Source organism: Streptomyces sp. NPDC003456 (assembly GCF_042878735.1).
Lineage (GTDB): Bacteria > Actinomycetota > Actinomycetes > Streptomycetales > Streptomycetaceae > Streptomyces.
This window is the reverse complement of record NZ_JBIAOK010000003.1, coordinates 285,442-307,519: the sequence shown is the minus strand read 5'-3', so window position 1 is coordinate 307,519 and position 22,078 is coordinate 285,442. Positions and strand designations below refer to the sequence as shown.

Genomic DNA, 22,078 nt, shown 5'->3' with positions numbered 1-22,078 from the left:
ATGACCCGGGTCGGGGCGTACGCGCCCGTGCTTCCCCTGCTGGCCGTCGTCGTCCTGCTCGCCCTGCCCCTGGGGCCGGGCGGCGAGGGCGGGGCCGGCCCGGCGGACGCCGTGTCCGCGCTGGTCGTGCTGTACTGCGCGATCCGTCTCGTGCGGGACCGCAGGCGGCCCCTGTCCCCCGCGGCGGCCGTGGTGCTGGGTCTGCCGGTGCTGGGGATCGCCGTCGCGGCGGCCGGGGCGGTGTCGCCGGGCGAGGGACTCGTCGGCCTCGGCCGGTACCTGCAGGTCTTCGTGCTGGTGCCGCTGGCCGTGCTGCTGCTCCTGCGGGACCGGGCCGATTTCCGCCTGCTGGCCTGGTCGTTCGTGGGGCTGGCGGTGTGGCAGGGCGCCGTCGGCGTGCACCAGTACGCGACCGCGACCGGCGCCTCCTACCAGGGCCGCCCGGTACGGGCCGTGGGCACGTTCGGGGCGCAGGACGTGATGGGCATGGCCACGGTCGTCTCCCTCGGCCTGGTGTGCGCGGTGGGTCTCGCGCTGGGCAGTGCGCCGGTACGCCAGCGGGTGACCGCCCTCGCCTGCGCGGCACTGCTGCTGCCGCCGCTGGCGGTGTCGTTCAGCCGCGGGGCGTGGATCGCGACGGCGGTGACCCTCGTGGCGCAGCTGCTGCTGTCCGGGCTGCGGCGGGCGCTGTCGGCCGGGGCGGTGGTGGTCGCGGCGAGCGTGATCCTGGTGGGCGGCTTCGGGGTCGGTACGGCGATGCTCCAGGAGCGGATCAGCAGCATCACGCGGGTCGCCGACGCGCCCGACCAGTCGGTGACCGACCGGTACACCATGTGGGCGGCGGCGACGGGCATGTGGGGCGAGCACCCGCTGGCCGGCGTCGGCCTGAAGGGCTTCCCCGAGCACCGCGACGGGCATTCCTCTCTGGCCCTGTCCGCGGGCAGCGACACCGAGGGCGCGGGAGCGGCCTTCCGCAAGCAGCCGCTGCTGTCCCCGCACAACATGTACCTGCTCGTCCTGGCCGAGCAGGGGCTGATCGGCCTGCTGGCCCTGGCGGGCAGCTGGCTGGCGCTGCTGGTGTGCGCGGTGCGCGCCCTGTGGCGCACCCGCCGGACGGCCGGACCCGGCCTGGACTGCGGTCTGGTCGCCTCCGGCCTGCTGGTGTGGCAGCTGACCGACTTCGCCTACGCCGACATCGGCGGCCCGTCGACCGTTCTGACGGCGATGTGCTTCGGCCTGGCGGCCTGGTGGGGCCTGTCGGACCGGACGGGCCTCACCGCGCGGGGACCGGCCGTCGCCGTGCCGGACGCCCGGGGTGCGGCACAGGGGGCGGCGACACGATGACGGTGACACCAGAGCAGACGGGTCCGGGCGGGACGACCGGGTTCCCGGGACCGGCACCGGCGACCTGGGGCCCCTCGGCGGTCCCCTTCATCCCGGCGGCCGGCCGCCCCCGGGAGGCCCCGCCGGCCGACCCGGCCCGGGCGACCCCGTCGGCCGGTCCGGCCGTGCCGAGTCCGGCCGCCGGGCGGGGCGGGGCCGGCGGGACGAGGGCGGCCGCCGGACCGCCGAGCGCCGGCGGACCGGCTCGGGCCACCGCACCGGTTCCGGGCTCCGCGTCCGCTTCGGCCGCCGGTCCGCCCCCGGCTCCGGGCGGCGGGCCGCTTCCCGAAGGGCTGGTCTTCCCCGCCATGTCGGAGGGACCCGGCCCTTCGGTCGGCGCGGCGGCCGGGACGGCCACGGGTCCGTCGGCCCAGCGCCGAGGCACGGGTGACGTAGCGCCACCTGCCGTGGCGAAGCCGCCCGTTGCTGAGACACCGCCTGTCGCCGGGGGGCCGCCCCCGCCCCCGGCGTCGGCCGGCCCCGGGGCGTCCACCGCTCCGGGGCCCGAGGTCTCGCCCCGGCCCGCGGACGTGCCCGTCACCCGGGGGTTCCTCGCCCGGGCCGCCCTGCTCACGGCCGTGCTGTCGGCGGCGGGGGCCCTGCTCGGGCTGGTGCGGGACCAGACGCTGGCGCGGATGTTCGGGGCCGGGAGTGCGACGGACGCGTTCCTCGTGGCCTGGACCGTGCCGGAGTTCGCCGCCACGCTGCTCATCGAGGACGGACTGGCGATCGCCCTGATCCCGGCGTTCAGCATGGCCCTGGCCCGGCGGGCCGGTGGCGCGGCCGGGGACCCCGTCCGCTCCCTGGTCGCCCACACGCTGCCCCGGCTGGCCCTCGCCTTCGCCGCCACGGGCGCGCTCCTGGCGGTCCTCGCGCCGCAGGTGGTGGGGGTCCTGGCCCCGGGTCTGCCCGACCCCGGGCTCGCGGTCGACTGCACCCGCCTCACCGCCACGTGCGTGCTGTCGTTCGGGCTCGCCGGCTACTGCAGCGCGGCCCTGCGCGCCCACAGCCGGTTCCTCGCCCCGGCGGCGATCTACGTCGCGTACAACACCGGCATCATCACGGCCGTGCTCCTGCTGGGCGGGCGGTGGGGCGTGCGGGCGGCCGCGGCCGGCGTGGCGATCGGCGGCTGCCTCATGGTGCTGGCGCAGCTGCCGGTGCTGTGGCGGGAGCTGCGCCACAAGGACACCGCGGCCGTGCGGCCCGCCACCGGCGAGGGCGACGGGCGCGCGATGGGCGTCGCGCTGCTGGCCGCGGTCCTGCTGTTCGCGCTGTGCCGCCAGTCCCAGGTGCTGATCGAGCGGTTCCTCGGTTCCACGCTGCCCGCCGGCGCCATCTCGCACCTCAACTTCGCGCAGAAGATCGCCCAGATCCCCATGACCCTGTCGCTGATGCTGTGCACGGTGACCTTCCCCGTGGTCGCCCGGGCCCTGGCCGAGGGGGACACCGAGCGGGCCCGCGAGCGGGTCGAGCGCGACCTCGCGCTGGCCGCCTCGATGGTGCTGGCCGGTGGGGCGGTGGTCGTGGCCTGCGCCCCGCAGATCGTCGAACTGCTGCTTCAGCGCGGTGCGTTCACCGCCCAGGACACCGCGGCGACGGTCGAGGTGATGCGTGTCTACTCCCTCGGCCTCCTGGCCCACACCCTCGTCGGCGCCCTGATCCGCTCCTACTTCTCGGCCGGGCGCGTCACCTGGTTCCCGCTCGGCGCGATGGCCGCGGGCCTCGCCGTCACCGCCGTGGCGGGCGCCTGGGCGGTGGGGCCGTGGGGCGTACGCGGGATCGCCGCCGCGAACGCCGCCGGCATCACCGTCACGGCCGCCCTCCTCCTGGCCGGGCTGGCCGGGCGCGGTGTGCCGGTGCGCACCCGGCGGGTCTGGGCCCATGTGGCCCGGCCGGTGGGTGCGGCGGTGCCCGCGACGCTCGCCGGTGCCTGGGCGGCGGGCCGGTCCGGCTCCCCGCTGCTCGCCCTCGCCGCCGGTGCCGTCACCGTCGCCGTCGTCTTCCTCCCGCTCGGCCGCGCCCTGGGCGACCAGGGCTGCGTCGCCGCGCTGCACTCCCTCCGTTCCGTCTCACGAAGGCTCCCTCATGGCCGCACCCGTTGACTCCCCCGACGCCGGAACCGACGCCGGGACCGAAACCGACACCCCGATCGGCGCCGAGGCAAAGGCCGGCGCCGGCAGCCGGCCCGGTACCGGCCCGGCCCTGTTCGTGGCGATGTACCACTCCGTCGGCGATCCCACGGACGACCCGTACCGCGTGACGGTCTCGCCCGAGCGGCTGGACCGGCAGCTGGGCTGGCTGCGGCGGCGCGGTCTGCGCGGGGTGAGCATGGCGGACCTGCTGGCGGCCCGGGCCCGGGGCGCGGGCCGCGGCCTGGTCGGGCTCACCTTCGACGACGGGTACGCCGACTTCGTCGCCGGGGCCCTGCCCGTGCTGCGCCGGCACGACTGCGGCGCCACCCTGTTCGTCCTGCCGGGCCGGCTCGGCGGCGACAACGCCTGGGACCCGCTGGGCCCGCGCAAGCGGCTGCTGACCGCCGACGGCGTCCGGCAGGCCGCGGCCGAGGGCATCGAGATCGGCTCGCACGGCCTGACCCACGTCGACCTGACGAAGGCCGACGACGTCACGCTGAGGTCGGAGACCGAGGGCAGCAGGACCGTGCTCGCGGAGCTGACGGGCACCGCGCCCGCCGGCTTCTGCTACCCGTACGGCACCCTCGACGCCCGGGCCGTCGAGGCCGTGCGGACGGCGGGCTACGCCTACGGCTGCGCGATCGACCCCGGCCCGCTCGGCGGCCCGCACGCCCTGCCCCGGGTGCACATCGGCCAGAACGACACCGGCCCGCGGCTGTTCCTGAAGTACCGGCTGCACCGGCTGCGCCGCCGAGCCGTGCAGGAGCCGCGGTGAAGGCCCTGCACGTCATCACCGGCCTCGGCGTGGGCGGTGCCGAGCAGCAACTGCGGCTGCTGCTGCGGCACCTGCCCGTCGACTGCGACGTGGTGACGCTGACCAACCCGGGCTCCGTCGCGGCCGGGCTCGCCGCCGACGGGGTGCGCGTGCACCACCTCGGCATGGCGGGCAACCGCGACCTGGCCGCCCTGCCCCGGCTGGTGCGGCTCATCCGCCGCGGCGGCTACCAGCTCGTGCACACCCACCTGTACCGCGCGTGCCTCTACGGCAGGATCGCCGCGCGCCTCGCGGGGGTCCGGGCCGTCGTCGCCACCGAGCACTCCCTGGGCGACTCGCAGATGGAGGGCCGGCCCCTGAACGCCGGGGTGCGCGCCCTGTACCTGGCGGGCGAGCGGCTGGGCCGGACCACGGTCGCCGTGTCCCCCACGGTCGCCGAGCGGCTGCGGCGCTGGGGCGTGCCCGGCCCGCGCATCGAGGTCGTGCCCAACGGCATCGACGTGGCCCGCTTCCGCTACGACCCGGCCCGCCGCGCCGAGACCCGCCGCCGGCTGGGCCTGCCGGAGGACGCGTACGTCGTCGGCGCGGTCGGCCGCCTCGCTCCCGGCAAGCGCTTCGGGACGCTGATCCGGGCGCTGGCCCACCTGCCCGCCGACCACCGGCTGCTGCTGGTCGGCGCGGGCCCGGAGGAGGACGTGCTGCGCCGCACCGCCCGGGCGGCCGGGGTCGCCGACCGGGTGCTGTTCACCGGCGAACGCCCCTACGTCCCGGACGGCTCGCCCGGCCCCGACCTGCCGTCGCTGACCTCCGCGATGGACGTCCTGGCCTCCCCGTCCGCCGAGGAGGCGTTCGGCCTGGCCGTCGTGGAGGGCCTGGCGGCCGGGCTGCCCGTGCTCTACGCCTCGTGCCCCGCCCTCCAGGACCTGCCCCCGTCCGCCGCCCCCACCGCCCGGCAGGTCACCGGCGGCCCGGACGCGTACGCCCGGGCCCTGATGGACGTGCACCGGCAGGGGCCCGGGCCGCGCACGGTGCCCGAGGCCGCCCACCACTACTGCATCACCCGCAGCGCCGCACGGCTCATGGACGTCTACGCCGCCGCGGTCTCCCGTCCCCTGTCCGCCCCGTCCCAGGAAGCCCGCACCTCATGACCGACACCCCCGCACGGCAGCACCGCCAGGCCTCCGCCCTCTCCCGGTCCCTGCCCCCCTGGTCCCTGCTCGCGGCCGGGGCCGTGGCAGGCGGTCTGCTCGGTGGCGCGTACGGACTGGTCCGGACACCCGAGTACACGGCGACCAGCTATGTCGTGGCCGTGCCGACGGCGAGGTCCGACACCGCCACCGCCCTCGGTTTCGCCCAGGCCTACGGCCGGGTCGCCCCCCAGCTCGCGGTGCTCGGGGACGCGCAGGTGTGGGCGGGCGTGCCCGTGGAGACCCTGCGCGGCAGTGTCCGGACGGCGACCTCGCCGGACGCGCCGATGGTGTCGGTCACGGCCACCTCGGAGCGCCCGGAGCTGGCCGCCGACATGGCCAACGCCGTGGCCCGGGCGCTGACCCGGCACGCCGAGGACGCCGAGCAGTCCACCCACGTCGAGCTGCGGCAGTTCGCGCGGGCCGTGCCCCCGGACGAGCCGTCGTCGGCGTCCGCCGGGGTGACCGGCCTGGTCGGGGCCAGCGCGGGCGGGCTGCTGGGCGGCCTCGCGCTGCTGGTCCGGCCCCGGCGGGCCGCCGCCGGCCCCGGCCGCCCGGCCTCCGTGCCCGGCCCCGCCTTCGCCGCCGACGCACAGCGGCAGCTGTGACGTACCGCGCGGAACTGGTCACCGACGAGCGGGGCTTCGCGGGACTGGCCGACGACTGGAACCGCCTGTACCGGCGCTGCCCCTGCGCCACCCCGTTCCAGAGCCACGCCTGGCTGCACTCGTGGTGGCGGTCCTACGGCGACCACGCCCGGCTGCGGCTGGTGCTGGTGCGCGCCGCGAGCGGTGAACTGGCCGCGGCGGCCCCGCTGATGCGCGTACGGCACCCGCTGCCGGCGCTGGTGCCGCTCGGCGGGGCCATCTCCGACTACGGGGACGTCCTGCTGGCCGAGGAACACGGCGACGCGCCGCTGCCGGTGCTGTCGGGCGCGCTGTCGGAGGCAGCCCGCGGCGCGCTGATCGACCTGCGCGAGGTACGTCCGGGCGGGGCGGCCGAGCGGCTCTACGAGCAGTGGCCCGGGCCGCGGCGGCGGGTGGACGACTCGGTGTGCCTGGAACTGCCGGCCGCGCCCATGGGCGACCTGATCGCCCGGCTGCCGTCGAAGACGCAGCAGCGGCTGCGCGCCAAGCTGCGCAAGCTGGACACGCTCGGCGTCCAGCGCCACGTCGTCGCCCCGGGCGGGGTCGAGACCGCCCTGGTGCGGCTGCTGGAGCTGCACCGCCTGCAGTGGCAGGGGCGGAAGGTGACGTCGGAGCATCTGCGGCCGAGGTTCCGTGAGCACCTGGTGCGGGCGGTCGGCGCGATGGTGTCCTCCGGGGACGCGGTGGTGACCGAGTTCCGGCTGGACGACGAGGTCGTGGCGGTCGACGTGACGCTGCTCTCGCCGCTCCTCGCGGGCGGATACCTGTACGGCGCGCACCCGGTGCTGCGCGAGCGCAGGGCGGACGTGGCGGCGATGCTGCTGGACTCGACGGCCACCCACGTCAAGGACGGCACGCCCGGCACCCTGAGCCTGCTGCGCGGCAACGAGCCCTACAAGCACCACTGGCGTCCGCGGGCGGTGGTGAACCAGCGGCTGCTGCTGGCCCGCCGGCACGCGGCGCCGCTGCTGGCCGCGGCGCTGTGCGACGTGGCGGCACGCCGGCACGGCAAGGAACTGCTGCGCGGCCCCCAAGAGCACGACCGCGGCGGCCGGCCCTGACCGGACCCGCCGCCGCGGCAACGCTCTCCTCTTTCCCGGTCTAGCGCGTGGTGCGCGACCACCAGTCCAGGCGCAGGCAGAGCCTCCCGCCGATCCAGTACTCCACCCACTCGCCGAGGTTCAGCGGCGAGCAGTCCGCCGGCCGCGCCGGGGCCGGCCGACTCGGCTGCGGCGTGGGCGTCGGGGCCGGGCTCGGCGACTGGGCCGGTGCGGTGGGCGTGGAGGACGTGGTGGGGGCCGGGTCGGGGCTCTTGCGGCCGAAGAGGAACGAGCGGTAGACCTCGGACGCGCGGGGGTTGGCCCCGCACTGCCACACGCCGTGCGGGCAGTAGTCGGTCAGCGTCTGGTACAGCGGCTTGTGCTCGTCCATCCACGCGAGCATGCGCTGCATGTACTCGGGGTTGTCGCCGTTGCGGAACAGCCCCCACTCGGGGAACGAGATGGCCTTGCCGTGCGCCTCGGCGAAGTCCACGTGGTGCTGCAGGCCGTACGGCTCGGACTTCTGCTCCTCGAACGACATGCCCCGGGGCTGGTCGTAGGCGTCCAGGCCGATGATGTCGACGGTGTCGTCACCCGGGTAGCACTCGGTCCAGGGCACGGCGTCCCGGCCCCGGCTCGGGGTGAAGTCGAACCGGAACTTCTGGCCCGGCACCGCGCGCATGGTGGTGACGATCCGGTTCCAGTACTGCTTCCAGGACTGAGGGTCGGGCCCGCAGCGGTGGGTGTAGGTGATGCCGTTCATCTCCCAGCCGAGCACCAGCACGGTGTCCGGCACACCCAGTTCGACCAGTCGCTCGCCGAGTGTGCGGAAGTGGTGGTCGAACCGGCCGGCCGCGGCCTCGCGCAGCAGTCGGCGCACCTCGCGGTCGGAGACGTTCTCCTCGTTGCGCTCCATCATCGGCACGTTGAGGACGAGCAGCCGGTCGGCCTTCTCGCGGCGCCAGTTGGCCCACACGTCGAGGAATCCGGGCAGGCCCTCGATGTTGCTCCAGCGGTCGCCGGGCAGGTAGGTGTGCCCGACGCGCAGGTCGGCGCCGCCGAGCCAGGTGCTCAGCTGGGCCATGCGCGCCACCCCGCGGGGGCCGTAGTCGAGGTAGGCGCCGATGGCCGGGGCGGTGCGCGCCGGCGGGGCGGACGCGGTGGGTGCCGGGGTGGCCGTACCCGGGTCCGTGGCGCCCGGTGCGGGTGTCCCGGTGCCGGCCGGGGGCGCGGTGGCCGCCACCGCCGGTGGTGCCGGTTCGTCGGACCGTGCCGTTCCCGCGCCCGCGGCGATCGTCTGACCGGAGGCCAGGACCGCTGCCGCGGCCACCGCCGCCGCGACGAATGCCAGCCGCCGGGACCGTGCGCGTCGCTGCCGTGTGGCCATGGGCGCCCCTTTCGCTCGTCTCCGCTTACTGACACTCAGTCATATGAGAGTCACGCACGCCACCGACGCTGGGGCTTTCGAGTGGCCGCCTCACCCACACCGGTGACCGGGTTTGAAGGAAACGAGGTTGTGCCGTCGCGCTGGGAGCAGGGGGGCCGAGGTCGTCCCTCGGGTCGCACGCCTGGGGCTGCCCGTGGTGGCGACGTGGATCTGACACACCGTCCGCTGCCGGAGGGGCACCGCGGCGCCCGGGGCCTTCCGGCGCGGGAGGCCTCCCCCGGGTGGCCCGACAGCCCGCAGACGCTCGTCGACGGGTGCCGGCGCTTGCGTCCGGCACCCGTCGTGTCAGTGTCAGTCGTGTCAGCGGTGGGAGGCGGCCCGGCCGCGTCGGTAGAGCACGACGCCGCCCGTGATCATCACGACACTGGCGGCGGCTGCTCCCCACATTTCCTCGGCACCGGTCTCGGGGAGACTCGGCGGCTGCTCGGGACCGCCCGGGGGCGTCGCCGGGGGCGTCGACTCGTGGCCGCTCGGCGGGGGCGTGTGCGGGGGTGTGGTCGGCGGAGGGGTGTGCGGGGGCGTGGCCGGGGGCGTCTGCGGGGGCTTGGTGGGCGGGGTGTCGCCGTAGCCGTACCCGCCGTCGTCGTCGCCGTATCCGCCGTCGTCCTCGCCGTACCCCCCGTCGCCGTAGCCGCCGTCGTCGTGCCCGTCGTTCCCGTAACCCTCGTCGCCGTAGCCGCCGCCGGACGGCGTGTCCTCGGCGTGGCCGCGGGACGGGCCGTCATCGCCGGACTCGGAGGTGCCGGAGGAGTCGTGCCGCTCGTCCGCGTGGCGGCCCTTGCCCCCGTCCCCTCCGTTGGCGCAGGAGTTGCCGAAGGCGGGGTTGAGCCCGGCGGCCACGTCGACGGTGTTGCCGCAGGCGTTCACCGGCACCTCGACCGGGACCTGGACGGTGTTGCCGGACACCACGCCCGGTGAGCCCTTGGCCACTCCGTCGGCCGTCGTGTCGGCGAGCGCGGCACCGCCGCACAGGGACAGGATGCCCGTCGCGGCCGCCGCCGCGACCACTCCCCTGTTCAGGGTCTGTCGCAATCTCGTTGTCCTTCCGCTCGTGAGCTCGTGGAAGCTCATGGAAGTGGGAAAAGCCGGCCCCGGAACGGAAGGTGGTGTCCCGGGGCCGGCCAGGTCGCAGCCGGTGCTGCTGGCGCGTTACCGCGTCAGTCGTTCACGCACGCGTTGCCGAACGCCGGGTTCAGCAGGGCGAGGACGTTCACGGTGTTGCCGCACAGGTTGATCGGGACGTGCACGGGGATCTGGATCACGTTGCCGGACAGGACGCCGGGGGAACCCACAGCGGCACCCTGGGCACCCGCGTCCGCCATGGCCGGGGTGGCCATGCCCAGGGCCATGATCGCGCCCGCGACGACAGCAGCGCTCTTCTTCATGAGACTTCCCTTCTCTGCGGTCATGCCCCTTTGACGGCCGAAACCGAGCGAGCACAGCTTGTACGGCTCGCACCATGACCTGCAGCCTGCAAACGAGGAATTGACGGTCGGGGAAACTGAGCAACGTGTCGCACCGTCAAATTCACTCGAATGCCCCAGAAAAAGTTGCGGATACGGCCGAGCGGCCCGCCGGGAATCCGGTGGGCCGCTCGGGCTCGGTGCGGTACTTGCTCAGTCGCCGTTCGCCGACAGGACCGACAGGTCCTCCAGGATGTGGTTGAGCGCGCCGTCCCGCTTGCTGTTCGTGGAGTTGTCCGCGCACTGCTGCTGGACGTGGTCCGACAGGACCGGGATGTCCTGCACGACCACGCCGATGAGGGCGGCGACACCGACGTCGAGGTCCTGAACGGCGACACAGGGCTTGTTGAGCGTCCCGTCGACCAGCGAGAGCTGCGGGCTCATGTCGCCCTTGGTCGCCGAGTTGCCGAACGACGACGACGCGCCGTTGCCGTTGGCGACGGACGGTCCGGAGTCGTCCCCGACGGCAAGAGCCTGGGGAGCTGCCGCCACCGACATTCCGATGACACTGGCGGCGGCCGCCGCGGCGACCATTGCCTTCTTGAGCACTTCGCGTTCCTTTCCTCGTAGCGACGCACTGTCCTACGGCCTCATCAACACGGCTCCTGATGATTGGTTGCGGGTGTTCACCCGGTTGGCCCGCAGCGCCGGAAACTCCCGATAATCAGCCGGGGGCGAAGAACACACAAACTGTCCTGGCGTGGGCCGACAGGGTGACGAGGAGAAACCATGCACCGCTCGGGCAGTTGACCAGAACGCTCCGTAGGACGGGGTTTCCTCAGAAAGGACTGGTCAGTGATCAAGAAGGTTATTGCCACCGCGGCCATGGCCGCTTCCGTCATGGGAGCCTCCGCCGCCGCGGCCCCGCAGGCCCTGGCGATCGGCGACGACAGCGGTCCCACGGCCGTGAACGGCAACGGGGCGATGCAGAGCTTCGGCAACTCCTCGACGTACGGCAACATGAGCCCGCAGATGGCGCTGATCCAGGGCTCGTTCAACAAGCCGTGCATCGCGGTGAACGACCTGCCCATCGGCGTCGGCGCGCTCGTCGGTATCCCGATCCAGGACATCCCGATCCTGTCGGACCACCAGCAGCAGCAGTGTGCGGAGAACAGCACCAACGCCAAGCGCGACGGCGCCCTGGCGCACCTGCTGGAGGACGTGTCGATCCTGTCGGCCAACGGCGAGTGACGCACCGGCTCCGCTGAGGCGGGCCGTCGGGCTGCTGCCCGGCGGCCCGCTCTTTCGTGTGCCGGCGCCCGGGCGCGTCAGGGGCGGCCCGCGTACAGCGCCTCGATCTGCTGCGCGTACGCGGCCGTCGCCGCCGCGAGACGGCCTCGTTGGCGTGGTCGACGGCCTTCTGGACGTCGGTGGGTGCGGGACATGATCGTGACGGCGTAGCCGGGGGGCAATGGGGGCGGGGGTCACATCAGGCGGTGCGCGGTGCGGATCGCCTCGGCGAGGCGGCGGACGTCCCCGTCCTCGGTGCGGTCCGCCAGGTCGTCCGCCCGGTCGGCGAGCCGCCCGAGCCGCGGGGCGCCCGGCAGGGCGGCTTCGCCCCGGCGGAGGGCGTCGGCGAAGTAGGCGGCCGTGGCGGCGGTGCGCAGACCGCGGCCGGCGCCCCACACGTCGTCGCCGAGGGCGTCGGTCTCCAGGTCGCCGCTCTCCTCGTGCGGGGCGCGGGTGCCCGGGTCGAGCCAGCGGACGGTGGCCGTGGCGAGGTGCCCGTCGGCGCCGGGCCGGGTGCGCACGACGTACAGGGCGGTGACGGTGTGTCCGGGGCCGACCTCGCCGCCGTCGACGCGGTCGTCGCGGAAGTCCTCGTCGGCGACGCGGCGGTTGTCATAGCCGATCAGCCGGAACTCCTCGACGGTCGCCGGGTCGAAGGCGACCTGCGCCTTGGCGTCGCGCGCGGCGAGGTCGACGTGGCGCGGCAGCTGCTCGGCGAACACCGTGCGGGCCTCGGCCTCGTCGGACACGTAGGCGGTGTGGCCGTCGCCCCGGTCGGCGAGGCGTTCCATGAGGGCGTCGCCGTAGTCGCTGCCGACTCCGACGCCGAAGAGGGTGATGCCGTGCTCGCGGCGTTCTCCGGCGATCTTCTCGAGGATCGAGTCGGCGTCGGTGTCGCCGGTGTTGGCGAGCGCGTCGGAGACGAGGACGACCCGGTTGGTGGCGCCCCGGCGCAGCCCCTCGACGGCGGTCTCGTAGCCGGTCTCGACGCCGGCGCCGAGGTTGGTGGAGTCCCGGGTGTCCAGGTCGTCGACGGCGTCGAGGATCTCGTCGCGGTTGCCGCCCAGGCGGGTCATGGGCAGGACGGTCTCGGCCTCGTCGCTGAAGGTGACGAGCGCGACGGAGTCGTCGTCGCGCAGCCGGTCCGTCATCAGGGTGAGCGACCTCCTCGCGAGGTCCAGGCGGCCCGGTTCGGCCATGGACCCGGAGACGTCGATGACGAAGGTGAGGGCGGCGGGCGGGCGTTCGCCGGCGCGCCCTGCCGTGCGGGTGGCCAGGCCGACGCGGACCAGGGACCAGTCCTCGTCCGCGGTGCGGGCGCCGTCGACCGTGACGGTGAAGCCGTCGCCGCCGGGGCGTTCGTAGTCCTGGCGGAAGCTGTTGACGAACTCCTCGGGGCGGACCGTCGAGGGGTCGGGCAGCCGGCCGTCGGCCAGGGTGCGGCGGGCGTAGTCGTAGGAGGCGGTGTCGACGTCGAGGGCGAAGGTGGAGAGGTGACCGGGCCGCTCACGGCGGTCGTCGTACCGGTCGGTGCCCTGGCTGCGGGCGGGTGCGGGGCCGGAGAGGTCGCGGTCGGCGCTCTTGCTGCCGTCGGCGTCTCCTCCCCCGCCGCACGCGGTGAGCAGCAGTCCGCCCGCCGCCGTCAGGGCGAGCAGCAGTGTGCGCGTCCGGTACCGCTCCATCGTCCGTACCCCCTGGGTCCGTTGCTGTCGGCTTACTGGTGACTGTGACGGCGCAGGGGGGCGGAACGTGCGGTACGGGGCGTTGCGGATGCGTCTCGAAGCGGCCACGGGACGGGCCCGCCGAGACCGGTGGGTGATCCTCCGGTGACCTAGGAGACGACGTCCTTGCGGGCGAAACCGCGGAAGGCCAGGGCGAACAGCACCAGGGCGTAGGTCACGGAGATCGACGTGCCCTGGATCATGTCCGACCACTCCAGGCGGGGCCGGACCGCGTCGAGCCAGGCGTACTGCCAGTGCGCGGGCAGGAAGTGGCGCCAGTCGCCGAGGGCGGTCACCTCGTCCAGGACGCTGCCGATGATGGTGAGGAACACCGCGCCGCCGACCGCGCCGAGCGGGGCGTCCGTCCGGGTGGACAGCCAGAACGCCAGGGCGGCGGTGACCAGTTGGGACACCATGATGTACGCCACGACGATCAGCAGGCGCTGGGCCGCCGTGCCGGTGGGCAGGGCGCCGCCGGTGGGCAGCTCCAGCGGGCCCCAGCCGTAGGCGGCCGTGCCGGCGATCAGCGCGACCACCGGGAGCAGGACGAGGGCGGCCAGGCTCAGGGTGAGTCCGACGGCGAGCTTGGACCACAGCAGCCGGGCCCGCGGCACGGGCGCCGCGAGCAGGTAGCGCAGGGACGACCAGCTCGCCTCGGAGGCGACGGTGTCGCCGCAGAACAGGGCGACGGGGATGACGAGCAGGAACCCGGCGGCGGCGAAGAGGTTGACGGCCGCGAAGTTGGCCCCGGACGCGGTGGCCGTGTCCATGAGGTTGACGCGGTTGTTGTTGCCGCCCGGGTCGCCGCCGACCTGGAAGGCGATGAGCAGGATGACCGGCAGGGCGAACAGGACGCCGCCCATGACCATCGTGCGGCGCCGCTTCAGCTGCCGGACCAGCTCCACGCGGAAGGGCAGGGTGCGGCCCGCGCGGTAGCCGTCGGCGACCTCGGCGGGCGGCTCGGCGAGCTGGCTCATGCTTCGGCTCCGATCAGGGTGAGGAAGGCGTCCTCCAGGCGGCGGTGCGCTCCGACCGAGGCGACCGGCACGTCCAGCCGGACCAGGTCGGCGACCAGGCGCTGGGGGCTGCCCTCGGGGCCGAGCCGGACGAGCAGGCCCTCGTCGGTGCGCACGGCCGAGGCGACGCCCGGCAGGGCGGTGACCTTCTCCAGCACGGGCTCGTCCACGGGTGTGGCCGTGCCGACGAGGAGCGTGTCGCCGGAGCCGGTGATGTCCGCGACCGGGCCCGCCTGGACGAGCCGGCCGTGGTCCATCACGACCAGGTGGGTGCAGGTCTGCTCGACCTCCGCGAGGAGGTGGCTGGAGACGATGACGGTGCGGCCGGCGGCGGCGTAGCGGATCATCACCTCGCGCATCTCGCGGATCTGGGGCGGGTCGAGGCCGTTGGTGGGCTCGTCGAGGATGAGCAGGTCCGGCAGGCCGAGCATGGCCTGGGCGATGGCCAGGCGCTGGCGCATGCCCTGGGAGTAGGTGCGCACCGCCCGGGCGAGGGCGTCGCCCAGGCCCGCGATCTCCAGGGCCTCCTCCATGTGCGCGTCCCCGGCGGGCCGGCCGGTGGCGCGCCAGTACAGCTCCAGGTTCTCGCGGCCGGACAGGTGGGGCAGGAAGCCCGCCCCTTCGACGAAGGCGCCGACCCGGGAGAGGACCGGGGCGCCGGGCGCGATGGCGTGGCCGAAGACGCGGATCCCGCCGCCGTCGGGCTTGATCAGGCCCATCAGCATGCGCAGGGTCGTGGTCTTCCCGGCGCCGTTGGGGCCGAGGAGGCCGAGGACCTGGCCCTTCTCCACGCGGAAGGAGAGGTCCTTGACCGCGTACCGGTCGGCGGACCTGGCGTAGCGCTTGGTCAGGCCGGTGATCCGGAGGGGGACCTCGGCGAGGGCGGGGTCCGGCGGGGCGGGGGCCGCCGTACGGCGGCGGCCCGTGACGATCAGGGCCAGGGCGATCGCGGCGCCGGCGAGCGGCAGCCACCACACCCAGGCGGGCAGCCCGGCCCCGGAGTCGCGTCGGCCGAGCGCCGAGGGCACCGCCAGCTCGCCCTGGAGGGCGACGGTGTAGGTCGCCGGGGCGGTCGGGGAGGCGTAGCCGAGGTCGGTGGAGGCGAGGACCAGCCGCAGGCGGTGGCCGTCGGCGATCTCGTGGTCGATCGCGGGGAGGGTGATGCGGACGTCCTTGCCGGCCTTGGCGCCTTCGACCCTGACGGGCGTCACGAGCTGGGAGGGCAGGACGGGCTGGGTGCGGCCGGGGCCGACGTCGTAGAGCTTCGCGAAGAGCACGGCGTCGTCGCTGGTGGACTTCACGCGGACGGTCACGGTGGGCGAGCCGGTGATCTGCAGGTCCTCGCGCTGGGGCGCGGACTCGAACGCGGCGAACTGGCCGGGGAAGTCCAGGGAGACACCGACGCCCAGCGTGGACAGCTGACCGAGGCCGCCCGCCGCTCCGAGGCCGGGCAGGGCGGAGACGCCGGGCGGGCTGGCGCCGGGCGGGTTGGCGAAGCTCTGCTCGCGCCCGGTCAGGGCGAGGGAGGTCCGCTTGCTCTCCAGGCCCGGGTAGCGGTCCGCGCTGACGCCGGCCAGGCGGGGTTCGCCGTCGCCGGAGCCGGCGCCGAGGGTGCGGGTGACGCGGAAGGCGGGGCCGGTGGCGGCGTTCTTGTCGCCCTTCAGGTAGCGGTCGAACCAGGTCTTCACGCGGCCCTGGACGCGGCCGGTCTCCATGTCGCCGCCGTCGTGGCCGCCGGCGATCCAGTCGACGTCGACGGGGGCGCCGTTGGCGCGGATCGCCCGCGCGGCCTCGTCGGCCTGACCGAGGGGGAAGAGGGAGTCGGACTGGCCCTGGGTCAGCAGTGTCGGCACCCTGATGTCCTTGCCGACGGCGGACGGCGAACGCTCGTCGAGCAGTTCGCGCGCCTCGGCGTCGGGCGTGCCCGACTCGGCGACCCGCTCGTACATCCGGCACAGGGCGGGCTCGAACTTCTCGCAGCCGCCGCCGGAGTTGACGAAGATGCCCGCCCACAGCTTCTTGAACACGCCGTTCGGGAAGAGGGCGTCGGCGAGGTTCCAGTACGTGATGGCCGGGGCGATGGCGTCCACGCGCCGGTCGTGGCCGGCGGCGAGCAGGGCCACGGCACCGCCGTAGGAGGCGCCGGCCATGCCGGCCCTGGGGTCGCCCCGGCCGTCCAGCTCGACCTGGGGCTGCCGCGCGAGCCAGTCGATGAGCCGGGAGACGTCGGCGACCTCGCCCTGCGGGTCGTTCAGCCCGATCTTCCCGGTCGACTTCCCGAAGCCGCGGGCGGACCAGGTCAGGACGGCGTACCCGTCCCGGGCGAGGTCCTCGGCCTGCTGCCGTACGTCGTCCTTGCTGCCGCCGAAGCCGTGTCCGAGCAGGACGGCGGGGCGGCGGCCGTCTCCCGGGGAGGTGAAGAACGAGGTGTCGACGCGGACGCCGTCGCCGGTGGTCAGCAGGTGGTCGGCGCGGCGGACCGGGGGCGTCTCGTCGGATGCGACGGCCGACCACGTCCCCGCGCCGGCGAGGACGGCGACGGCGGCCCCGGCGGCCATCAGGCGCCGGGGCCGCCGGAGCAGCCCGCGCAGGTCGGGCAGTCGAAGATCCATGCGTCAACGGTACGGGGTGAACCTGTCGATGAGGTGTCGACCGGAGACCGAGGTGCGGGGCCTTCCAGGGGTGTACACGGAGTTCGCGGCGTACTGCGGGTGGTGTACGGCTTCGAGCGCGAGGGGTTGCTGTCGTCTGCCGGGTGCGGGCGCTTCGGGGTGTTCCCGGCGCTTCACGAAGCCGGTCTCACTCCTCCGGCACCGACACCAGCCAGCGGGTCTCCGGGCGCGGGCGCAGGTACAGGGCCCAGTACAGGGTGGCCGCCGCCGTGATGCCGCCGGTCCACAGCAGGTAGACCGGCTCCTGCTGCACCAGCACGTAGACCAGGACCACGATCAGCAGGACCGGGGCGGCCGGCCACAGGGGCATGCGCCAGGCCGCGGTGTGCCGGTGGGTGCCGCGGCGGGACAGCAGCGCGGCGACGGCGACCAGCAGGTACATCCCGGTCACCGAGACACCCGTGACGCCGTACAGGGTGTCCAGGTTCACGAAGCACAGGGCCGCGCCGGGGACGCCGACGGCGAGCGTGGAGACCCAGGGCGAGCCGAAGCGGCCGAGGCGGGAGAAGAGGGCGTTGACCGGGGAGGGCCACGCCTTGTCGCGGGCCGAGGCGAACAGCACGCGCGAGTTCTGGATGACCATCACGATCCCGGCGTTGATGATCGCCAGCGCCACGCAGAGGCTGACGAAGGTGCCGACGGCCGAGTTGGACCAGGCGGTGACCATGGTGCTGATGTCGCCGCCGGTCAGCGCGGCGAGGTCCGGGGCGCCCACGGTGATGGCGGCGACGGGGACGAGGATGATCACCGCGGAGATGGCGAGGGTGGCCAGGACCGTGCGGGCGACCGAGCGGCGGGGGTTCTCCAGTTCCTCGGAGAGGTAGACGGCGGTGGAGAAGCCCTGGGTGACGAACAGGGCGATGGCGAGGCCGGAGACGACGAGCAGGGCGGTCACCGTGTCCGGGGCGCCGTTCGGGCCGGCCACCTCCATCGAGGCCAGGGCGCCGGGGCCGCGCTCGGCGTGGGTGAAGCCGAGGACGGCCACCACCGCCGCCGCGATGACCTCCAGCACGAGGAAGACGCCGGTGATCCAGGCGTTGGCGCGCAGGTCGAGCAGGCCGGCCAAGGTGGCCAGGAGCATCACCGAGGCACCCGTCCAGGACGGGTCGAGGTGGACCAGGGGTGCGAGGTAGTCGGCGGTGCCCATGGCGATGACCGGCGGGACGATCATCACGACCAGGAGCGAGAGCACGAAGACCAGCCAGCCCGCGAGCCGGCCCGCCAGGGTCGACACCATCGCGTACTCCCCGCCGGCGCTGGGGATGAGGGTGCCCAGCTCGGAGTAGCAGAACGCCACGGCGACGCAGAGCAGCGAACCGATGGCGATGGTGAGGGCGGTGGCGGTGCCGAGCGTGCCGAACAGGTCGGGGACCACGACGAAGAGGGTGGAGGCCGGGGTCACGCAGGACAGTGTGAGCAGCGTGCCGCCGACCACGCCGATGGAGCGCTTCAGCTTCTTGGGGCCGCCCGACGCCTGCGCGACGGCGGCCTCGACAGGGGTGAGGGTGTCGGTCACGTGAGGGATGCAACATCGACGGAAACCGTCACGTCAATGGCTGTTCACCTACGAAATCCGCAGCCGGAAGGCAATTGCGCGCGCGTTAACGTTGCGTCAAGGCGTCCACGCCACATGGATCGGGCAGGTGCGGGAACCGCAGGGCGGGCGGGCAAAAAAGTGGGGCCGTCCGCGATGCGGACGGCCCCCGTGCCCGGTGCCGGCGGCCCCGGTGTCCCGTGTCAGTGGTTGCGCGGGAAGCCCAGGTCGACGCCCGTGGGCGCGTCGGCCGGGTCCGGCCAGCGGGTGGTGACGACCTTGCCGCGGGTGTAGAAGTGCGTGCCGTCGTTGCCGTAGATGTGGTGGTCGCCGAAGAGCGAGTCCTTCCAGCCGCCGAAGCTGTGGTAGCCGACGGGGACCGGGATCGGGACGTTCACGCCGACCATGCCGGCCTCGACCTCCAGCTGGAAGCGGCGGGCCGCGCCGCCGTCCCGCGTGAAGATCGCGGTGCCGTTGCCGAACGGCGAGGCGTTGATCAGCTCCAGGGCCTCCTCGTAGGTCTCGGTGCGCAGCACGCACAGGACCGGGCCGAAGATCTCGTCCTGGTAGGCCTTGGCGGACGTGGGGACCTTGTCGAGCAGCGAGATGCCGATCCAGTGGCCGTCCTCGAAGCCCTCGACGGTGTGGCCGGTGCCGTCCAGGACGACCTCGCAGCCCTCGGCCGCCGCGCCCTCGACGTAGGAGGCCACCTTGTCGCGGTGGACCTTGGTGATCAGCGGGCCCATCTCGGAGACCGGGTCGTTGCCGGGGCCGATCTTGATCTTCTCGGCGCGCTCGCGGATCTTCTGGACGAGCTCGTCGCCGATCGCGCCGACCGCGACGACGGCCGAGATGGCCATGCAGCGCTCGCCCGCGGAGCCGTAGGCGGCCGAGACGGCGGCGTCGGCGGCCGCGTCGAGGTCCGCGTCGGGGAGGACCAGCATGTGGTTCTTGGCGCCGCCGAGGGCCTGGACGCGCTTGCCGTTGGCGGAGGCGGTGGTGTGGATGTAGCGGGCGATCGGGGTCGAGCCGACGAAGGAGACGGCCTTGACGTCCGGGTGCTCCAGCAGGCGGTCGACGGCGACCTTGTCGCCGTGGACGACGTTGAAGACACCGTCGGGCAGGCCCGCCTCGGCGAGCAGCTCGGCGATCCTGACGGACGCGGAGGGGTCCTTCTCGGAGGGCTTGAGCACGAACGTGTTGCCGCAGGCGATGGCGAGGGGGAACATCCACATCGGCACCATGGCCGGGAAGTTGAACGGCGTGATGCCGGCGACCACGCCGAGCGGCTGGCGGATCGAGGCGACGTCGACGCGGCTCGCCACCTGCGTCGACAGCTCGCCCTTGAGCTGCACGCTGATGCCGCAGGCCAGGTCCACGATCTCCAGGCCGCGGGCGACCTCGCCGAGGGCGTCGGAGTGCACCTTGCCGTGCTCGGCGGTGATCAGCTCCGCGATCTCGTCGCGGTGCGCGTCCAGCAGCGCCCGGAACGCGAACAGGATCGAGGTCCGCTGCGCCAGGGAGGACTGGCCCCAGGTGGCGAAGGCCTCCTTGGCGGCGGCCACCGCCGCGTCCACCTCGTCGACCGAGGCGAAGGCGACCTTCGTCGTCACCGCGCCGGTCGCCGGGTCGGTGACCGGCCCGTACGTGCCCGAGGCGCCTTCGGCGGTCTTGCCGCCGATCCAGTGGTTGACGATCTTCGTCATGGCCGGGAACTCCTTCGCAGATGGCGGCGTCGGGTGCAGACGTGCCGTTCGTACAGCTCATGTGCCTCGACCGCGGACAACGCTGCCGGGGTCTCGGCCACGGGTCCATCCCACCAGTCCCGGGCGACGGGCGCGCCCGACACTGTGTCTGCCGTTCGGGTCTCCGAGTGGACACTTGTGGGAGTGCCGGCGGCCCGGCCGCACGCGGGAACCGGGGCCTTCGGCGCGGGGCCGTGGTGGACGGGGGCCTCGGGCGCTCGGCCGAGGTGGACGGGGACCTCCGGCGCGGGGCCGTAGCGGGCGGGGAGTTGTCGCTCGCACTTCGCTCCTGCCAAAGCAAAGCGGCCTCCCGCGCCGGAGGCGTCGTGGACCCGGGCGCCGCGGGGCGCGTCCGGGTGGCGGGGCATACCGGAGCTCACCTGACGGCCCCCGCGGTGACCGCCGCCTCGATCTCGTCCGGGGTGGGCATCGCGGAGGAGCACTCCAGACGGGAGGCGACGATCGCCCCGGCGGCGTTGGCGTACCGCATGGTCTTCTCCAACTCCCAGCCCGCCAGCAGCCCGTGGACCAGGCAGCCGCCGAAGGCGTCGCCCGCGCCGAGGCCGTTGAGGACGTCCACCGGCAGCGGGGGGACCTCGGCGGTGGTGCCCTCGCGGTCCACGGCCAGGACGCCCTTGGGGCCCTGCTTGACGACGGCCAGTCCGACGCCCGCGTCGAGCAGGGCGCGGGCGGCGGCGTGCGGTTCGCGCACGCCGGTGGCGACCTCCACCTCGTCGAGGTTGCCGACCGCGACCGTGGTGTGGCGCAGGGCCTCGGCGTAGAAGGGGCGGGCCGCCTCGGGGTCGGTCCAGAACATCGGCCGCCAGTCGAGGTCGAAGACGGTGGTGCCGGTCCTGGCCCGGTGGGCGAGGGCCGCGAGGGTCGCCGTGCGGCTGGGCTCCTCGCTCAGCCCGGTGCCGGTGACCCAGAAGACGCGCGCCTCGCGCACGGCGTCGAGATCGACCTCGTGGGCGTCGATCTCCAGGTCGGGGGCCTTGGGCTGCCGGTAGAAGTACAGCGGGAAGTCGTCCGGCGGGAAGACCTCGCAGAAGGTGACCGGGGTGGGCAGTCCGGGCACGGGCGTGACCCAGCGGTCGTCCACGCCGAAGCCCTTCAGGGCCTCGTGGAGGTAGGCGCCGAAGGGGTCGTCGCCGGTGCGGGTGATCACCGCGGTCCGCTGTCCCAGGCGGGCCGCGGCGACGGCGACGTTGGCGGCCGAACCGCCGAGGAACTTGCCGAAGGACGTGACCCGGTGCAGGGGGACGCCCGTCTGGAGCGGGTACAGATCCACTCCGATGCGCCCCATGGTGATCAGGTCGTACGCCATCGCGGTCCCCTCGTGCTCGGCTCTCCCCGGCTTTCTAGTGCCCTTCCCGAAGCCATGTCAATGTTTTGTCCGGACATTCGGACGAGATCGTGGCGGCGCGCCCGGCGCGGGCCCTCGCGCACGCTCCCCCGACGGCCGACGTAGGCCCGCGGGCCCCCGGTCAAGACGCCCCGCCGCCCGGAGGGCGCGTGCCTTTGCCCCGGGTCTGTCACAAAGACCTCCCCCGTGTCACACATGTCGCGCGTACGCGGGTCTTGCGTCACATACGTCCCACAGGGCCTGCCCGGTCCCACGGGGTGTCGTTGACCGGACACAGGCTTGTTGATCGCCAGCGCAGCACCCGGCTCCCCCGGACGGCCGTCCCCGGCCGCCGCCGCGGTGCGCGCGGGGAGGTGCACGTCATGACCGACCGAAGGCTCTGGTCGTACAAGGAGATCGCGGCACACATCCGGGTGCAGCCGGACACCGTGCGGTCGTACCGAAAACACGGGCTGCTGCCGCCGCCCGACCACGTGGAGGGCGGCAAGCCCTTCTGGTATGCCGACACCGTCCGGGCCTGGGTGGCCGCCCGGCCCGGCAACAGGGGCCGCAGAGCGGACTGACCCGCCGCTCGTGGCGACCCCACCGCGCCGTGGCCCCCCCCCCGGGGGGGGCCCGGCGGGGCGGGGGGGGGCCCCCCCCCCCGCCCCCCCCCCCGGGGGCGCCCCCCCGGGGGGGGCGGGGGGCCCCCGGGGCCCGGGCGGGGGCCCGCCGGGGGGC

The 22,078-nt window shown here is 74.4% G+C and carries 18 protein-coding genes and 2 pseudogenes; 8 read left to right on the top strand and 12 right to left on the bottom strand.

The genetic code is table 11. The annotated features are described in order from the left end of the window. The 6 genes from ACFYWG_RS12390 (at nt 1) to ACFYWG_RS12365 (ending at nt 7,185) form a co-directional block, all read left to right on the top strand. Nucleotides 1–1,344, top strand: coding sequence for an O-antigen ligase family protein (locus ACFYWG_RS12390; RefSeq protein ID WP_389201046.1), 1,344 nt, complete (start codon nt 1–3; stop codon nt 1,342–1,344). 347 nt (nt 1,345–1,691) lie between these two features. Then, on the top strand, nt 1,692–3,485 hold the full coding sequence (murJ, locus tag ACFYWG_RS12385; protein ID WP_389201044.1) for a murein biosynthesis integral membrane protein MurJ: 1,794 nt from the start codon (nt 1,692–1,694) through the stop codon (nt 3,483–3,485). A 112-nt stretch (nt 3,486–3,597) separates the two neighbouring features. Then, entirely contained in the window at nt 3,598–4,290 is a 693-nt protein-coding gene (locus tag ACFYWG_RS12380; RefSeq protein WP_389201795.1) for a polysaccharide deacetylase family protein, read from the top strand. Beyond that, nucleotides 4,287–5,438, top strand: coding sequence for a glycosyltransferase (locus ACFYWG_RS12375; protein WP_389201042.1), 1,152 nt, complete (start codon nt 4,287–4,289; stop codon nt 5,436–5,438). The genes ACFYWG_RS12380 and ACFYWG_RS12375 overlap by 4 nt, the downstream gene beginning before the upstream one ends. Beyond that, nucleotides 5,435–6,085, top strand: coding sequence for a lipopolysaccharide biosynthesis protein (locus ACFYWG_RS12370; protein WP_383506460.1), 651 nt, complete (start codon nt 5,435–5,437; stop codon nt 6,083–6,085). Before ACFYWG_RS12375 ends, ACFYWG_RS12370 begins: the two co-directional genes overlap by 4 nt. Then, the gene (locus ACFYWG_RS12365; RefSeq protein ID WP_389201039.1) at nt 6,082–7,185 is read left to right on the top strand and encodes a GNAT family N-acetyltransferase; all 1,104 of its coding nucleotides are present in this window, start codon (nt 6,082–6,084) and stop codon (nt 7,183–7,185) included. Before ACFYWG_RS12370 ends, ACFYWG_RS12365 begins: the two co-directional genes overlap by 4 nt. 40 nt (nt 7,186–7,225) lie before the next feature. Here ACFYWG_RS12365 and ACFYWG_RS12360 read toward each other — a convergent pair whose 3' ends face one another. The 4 genes from ACFYWG_RS12360 to ACFYWG_RS12345 all read right to left on the bottom strand — a co-directional run bounded on the left by ACFYWG_RS12360 (nt 7,226) and on the right by ACFYWG_RS12345 (nt 10,623). Next, the gene (locus tag ACFYWG_RS12360) at nt 7,226–8,551 is read right to left on the bottom strand and encodes a glycoside hydrolase family 26 protein (RefSeq protein ID WP_389201037.1); all 1,326 of its coding nucleotides are present in this window, start codon (nt 8,549–8,551) and stop codon (nt 7,226–7,228) included. A 360-nt stretch (nt 8,552–8,911) separates the two neighbouring features. Further along, the gene (locus ACFYWG_RS12355; RefSeq protein ID WP_389201035.1) at nt 8,912–9,643 is read right to left on the bottom strand and encodes a chaplin; all 732 of its coding nucleotides are present in this window, start codon (nt 9,641–9,643) and stop codon (nt 8,912–8,914) included. 125 nt (nt 9,644–9,768) lie between these two features. Beyond that, the gene (locus ACFYWG_RS12350) at nt 9,769–10,020 is read right to left on the bottom strand and encodes a chaplin (protein WP_383686135.1); all 252 of its coding nucleotides are present in this window, start codon (nt 10,018–10,020) and stop codon (nt 9,769–9,771) included. A gap of 207 nt (nt 10,021–10,227) precedes the next feature. Continuing rightward, nucleotides 10,228–10,623, bottom strand: coding sequence for a rodlin (locus ACFYWG_RS12345; RefSeq protein ID WP_376334374.1), 396 nt, complete (start codon nt 10,621–10,623; stop codon nt 10,228–10,230). A 246-nt stretch (nt 10,624–10,869) separates the two neighbouring features. On the opposite strand from ACFYWG_RS12345, the gene ACFYWG_RS12340 reads away from it, so the two are divergent. After that, the gene (locus ACFYWG_RS12340; protein ID WP_376334375.1) at nt 10,870–11,265 is read left to right on the top strand and encodes a rodlin; all 396 of its coding nucleotides are present in this window, start codon (nt 10,870–10,872) and stop codon (nt 11,263–11,265) included. Between the two features lie 233 nt (nt 11,266–11,498). Here the strand turns inward: ACFYWG_RS12340 and ACFYWG_RS12335 are convergent, their stop codons facing one another. From ACFYWG_RS12335 to iolC, 8 genes and pseudogenes are all read right to left on the bottom strand, one after another. Beyond that, nucleotides 11,499–12,986, bottom strand: coding sequence for a VWA domain-containing protein (locus ACFYWG_RS12335; RefSeq protein ID WP_389201031.1), 1,488 nt, complete (start codon nt 12,984–12,986; stop codon nt 11,499–11,501). Nucleotides 12,987–13,135: 149 nt separating this feature from the next. Continuing rightward, the gene (locus tag ACFYWG_RS12330; protein WP_376334381.1) at nt 13,136–14,002 is read right to left on the bottom strand and encodes an ABC transporter permease; all 867 of its coding nucleotides are present in this window, start codon (nt 14,000–14,002) and stop codon (nt 13,136–13,138) included. Next, nucleotides 13,999–16,653, bottom strand: a complete 2,655-nt coding sequence (locus ACFYWG_RS12325) for a CocE/NonD family hydrolase (RefSeq protein ID WP_389201029.1) — start codon at nt 16,651–16,653, stop codon at nt 13,999–14,001. Before ACFYWG_RS12325 ends, ACFYWG_RS12330 begins: the two co-directional genes overlap by 4 nt. 187 nt (nt 16,654–16,840) lie before the next feature. After that, a complete protein-coding gene (locus ACFYWG_RS12320; protein ID WP_383509284.1) occupies nt 16,841–18,229 on the bottom strand; it encodes an APC family permease in 1,389 nt (462 codons plus the stop codon). A gap of 221 nt (nt 18,230–18,450) precedes the next feature. Further along, nucleotides 18,451–19,953, bottom strand: coding sequence for a CoA-acylating methylmalonate-semialdehyde dehydrogenase (gene mmsA, locus ACFYWG_RS12315; protein ID WP_376334387.1), 1,503 nt, complete (start codon nt 19,951–19,953; stop codon nt 18,451–18,453). Further along, nucleotides 19,950–20,150, bottom strand: a pseudogene (locus tag ACFYWG_RS12310) (hypothetical protein); the annotation flags it as partial. The gene mmsA and the pseudogene ACFYWG_RS12310, both read right to left, overlap by 4 nt. A 66-nt stretch (nt 20,151–20,216) precedes the next feature. Further along, nucleotides 20,217–20,384, bottom strand: a pseudogene (locus ACFYWG_RS12305) (5-deoxy-glucuronate isomerase); the annotation flags it as partial. Then, complete coding sequence (gene iolC, locus ACFYWG_RS12300) at nt 20,369–21,319, bottom strand: 5-dehydro-2-deoxygluconokinase (protein WP_389201025.1); 951 nt, start codon at nt 21,317–21,319, stop codon at nt 20,369–20,371. The pseudogene ACFYWG_RS12305 and the gene iolC, both read right to left, overlap by 16 nt. A 401-nt stretch (nt 21,320–21,720) precedes the next feature. On the opposite strand from iolC, the gene ACFYWG_RS12295 reads away from it, so the two are divergent. Beyond that, complete coding sequence (locus ACFYWG_RS12295; protein ID WP_333933447.1) at nt 21,721–21,921, top strand: MerR family transcriptional regulator; 201 nt, start codon at nt 21,721–21,723, stop codon at nt 21,919–21,921. Nucleotides 21,922–22,078: the final 157 nt, after the last annotated feature.

Excerpts from the sequence above, each read along its gene's own strand:
- ACFYWG_RS12390 (WP_389201046.1), top strand. The coding sequence starts at position 1 with ATGACCCGGGTCGGGGCGTACGCGCCCGTGCTTCCCCTGCTGGCCGTC.
- murJ (WP_389201044.1), top strand. The coding sequence starts at position 1,692 with ATGTCGGAGGGACCCGGCCCTTCGGTCGGCGCGGCGGCCGGGACGGCC.
- ACFYWG_RS12380 (WP_389201795.1), top strand. The coding sequence starts at position 3,598 with ATGTACCACTCCGTCGGCGATCCCACGGACGACCCGTACCGCGTGACG.
- ACFYWG_RS12370 (WP_383506460.1), top strand. The coding sequence starts at position 5,435 with ATGACCGACACCCCCGCACGGCAGCACCGCCAGGCCTCCGCCCTCTCC.
- ACFYWG_RS12360 (WP_389201037.1), bottom strand. The coding sequence starts at position 8,551 with ATGGCCACACGGCAGCGACGCGCACGGTCCCGGCGGCTGGCATTCGTC.
- ACFYWG_RS12350 (WP_383686135.1), bottom strand. The coding sequence starts at position 10,020 with ATGACCGCAGAGAAGGGAAGTCTCATGAAGAAGAGCGCTGCTGTCGTC.
- ACFYWG_RS12335 (WP_389201031.1), bottom strand. The coding sequence starts at position 12,986 with ATGGAGCGGTACCGGACGCGCACACTGCTGCTCGCCCTGACGGCGGCG.
- ACFYWG_RS12330 (WP_376334381.1), bottom strand. The coding sequence starts at position 14,002 with ATGAGCCAGCTCGCCGAGCCGCCCGCCGAGGTCGCCGACGGCTACCGC.
- ACFYWG_RS12325 (WP_389201029.1), bottom strand. The coding sequence starts at position 16,653 with ATGGATCTTCGACTGCCCGACCTGCGCGGGCTGCTCCGGCGGCCCCGG.
- mmsA (WP_376334387.1), bottom strand. The coding sequence starts at position 19,953 with ATGACGAAGATCGTCAACCACTGGATCGGCGGCAAGACCGCCGAAGGC.
- iolC (WP_389201025.1), bottom strand. The coding sequence starts at position 21,319 with ATGGCGTACGACCTGATCACCATGGGGCGCATCGGAGTGGATCTGTAC.
- ACFYWG_RS12295 (WP_333933447.1), top strand. The coding sequence starts at position 21,721 with ATGACCGACCGAAGGCTCTGGTCGTACAAGGAGATCGCGGCACACATC.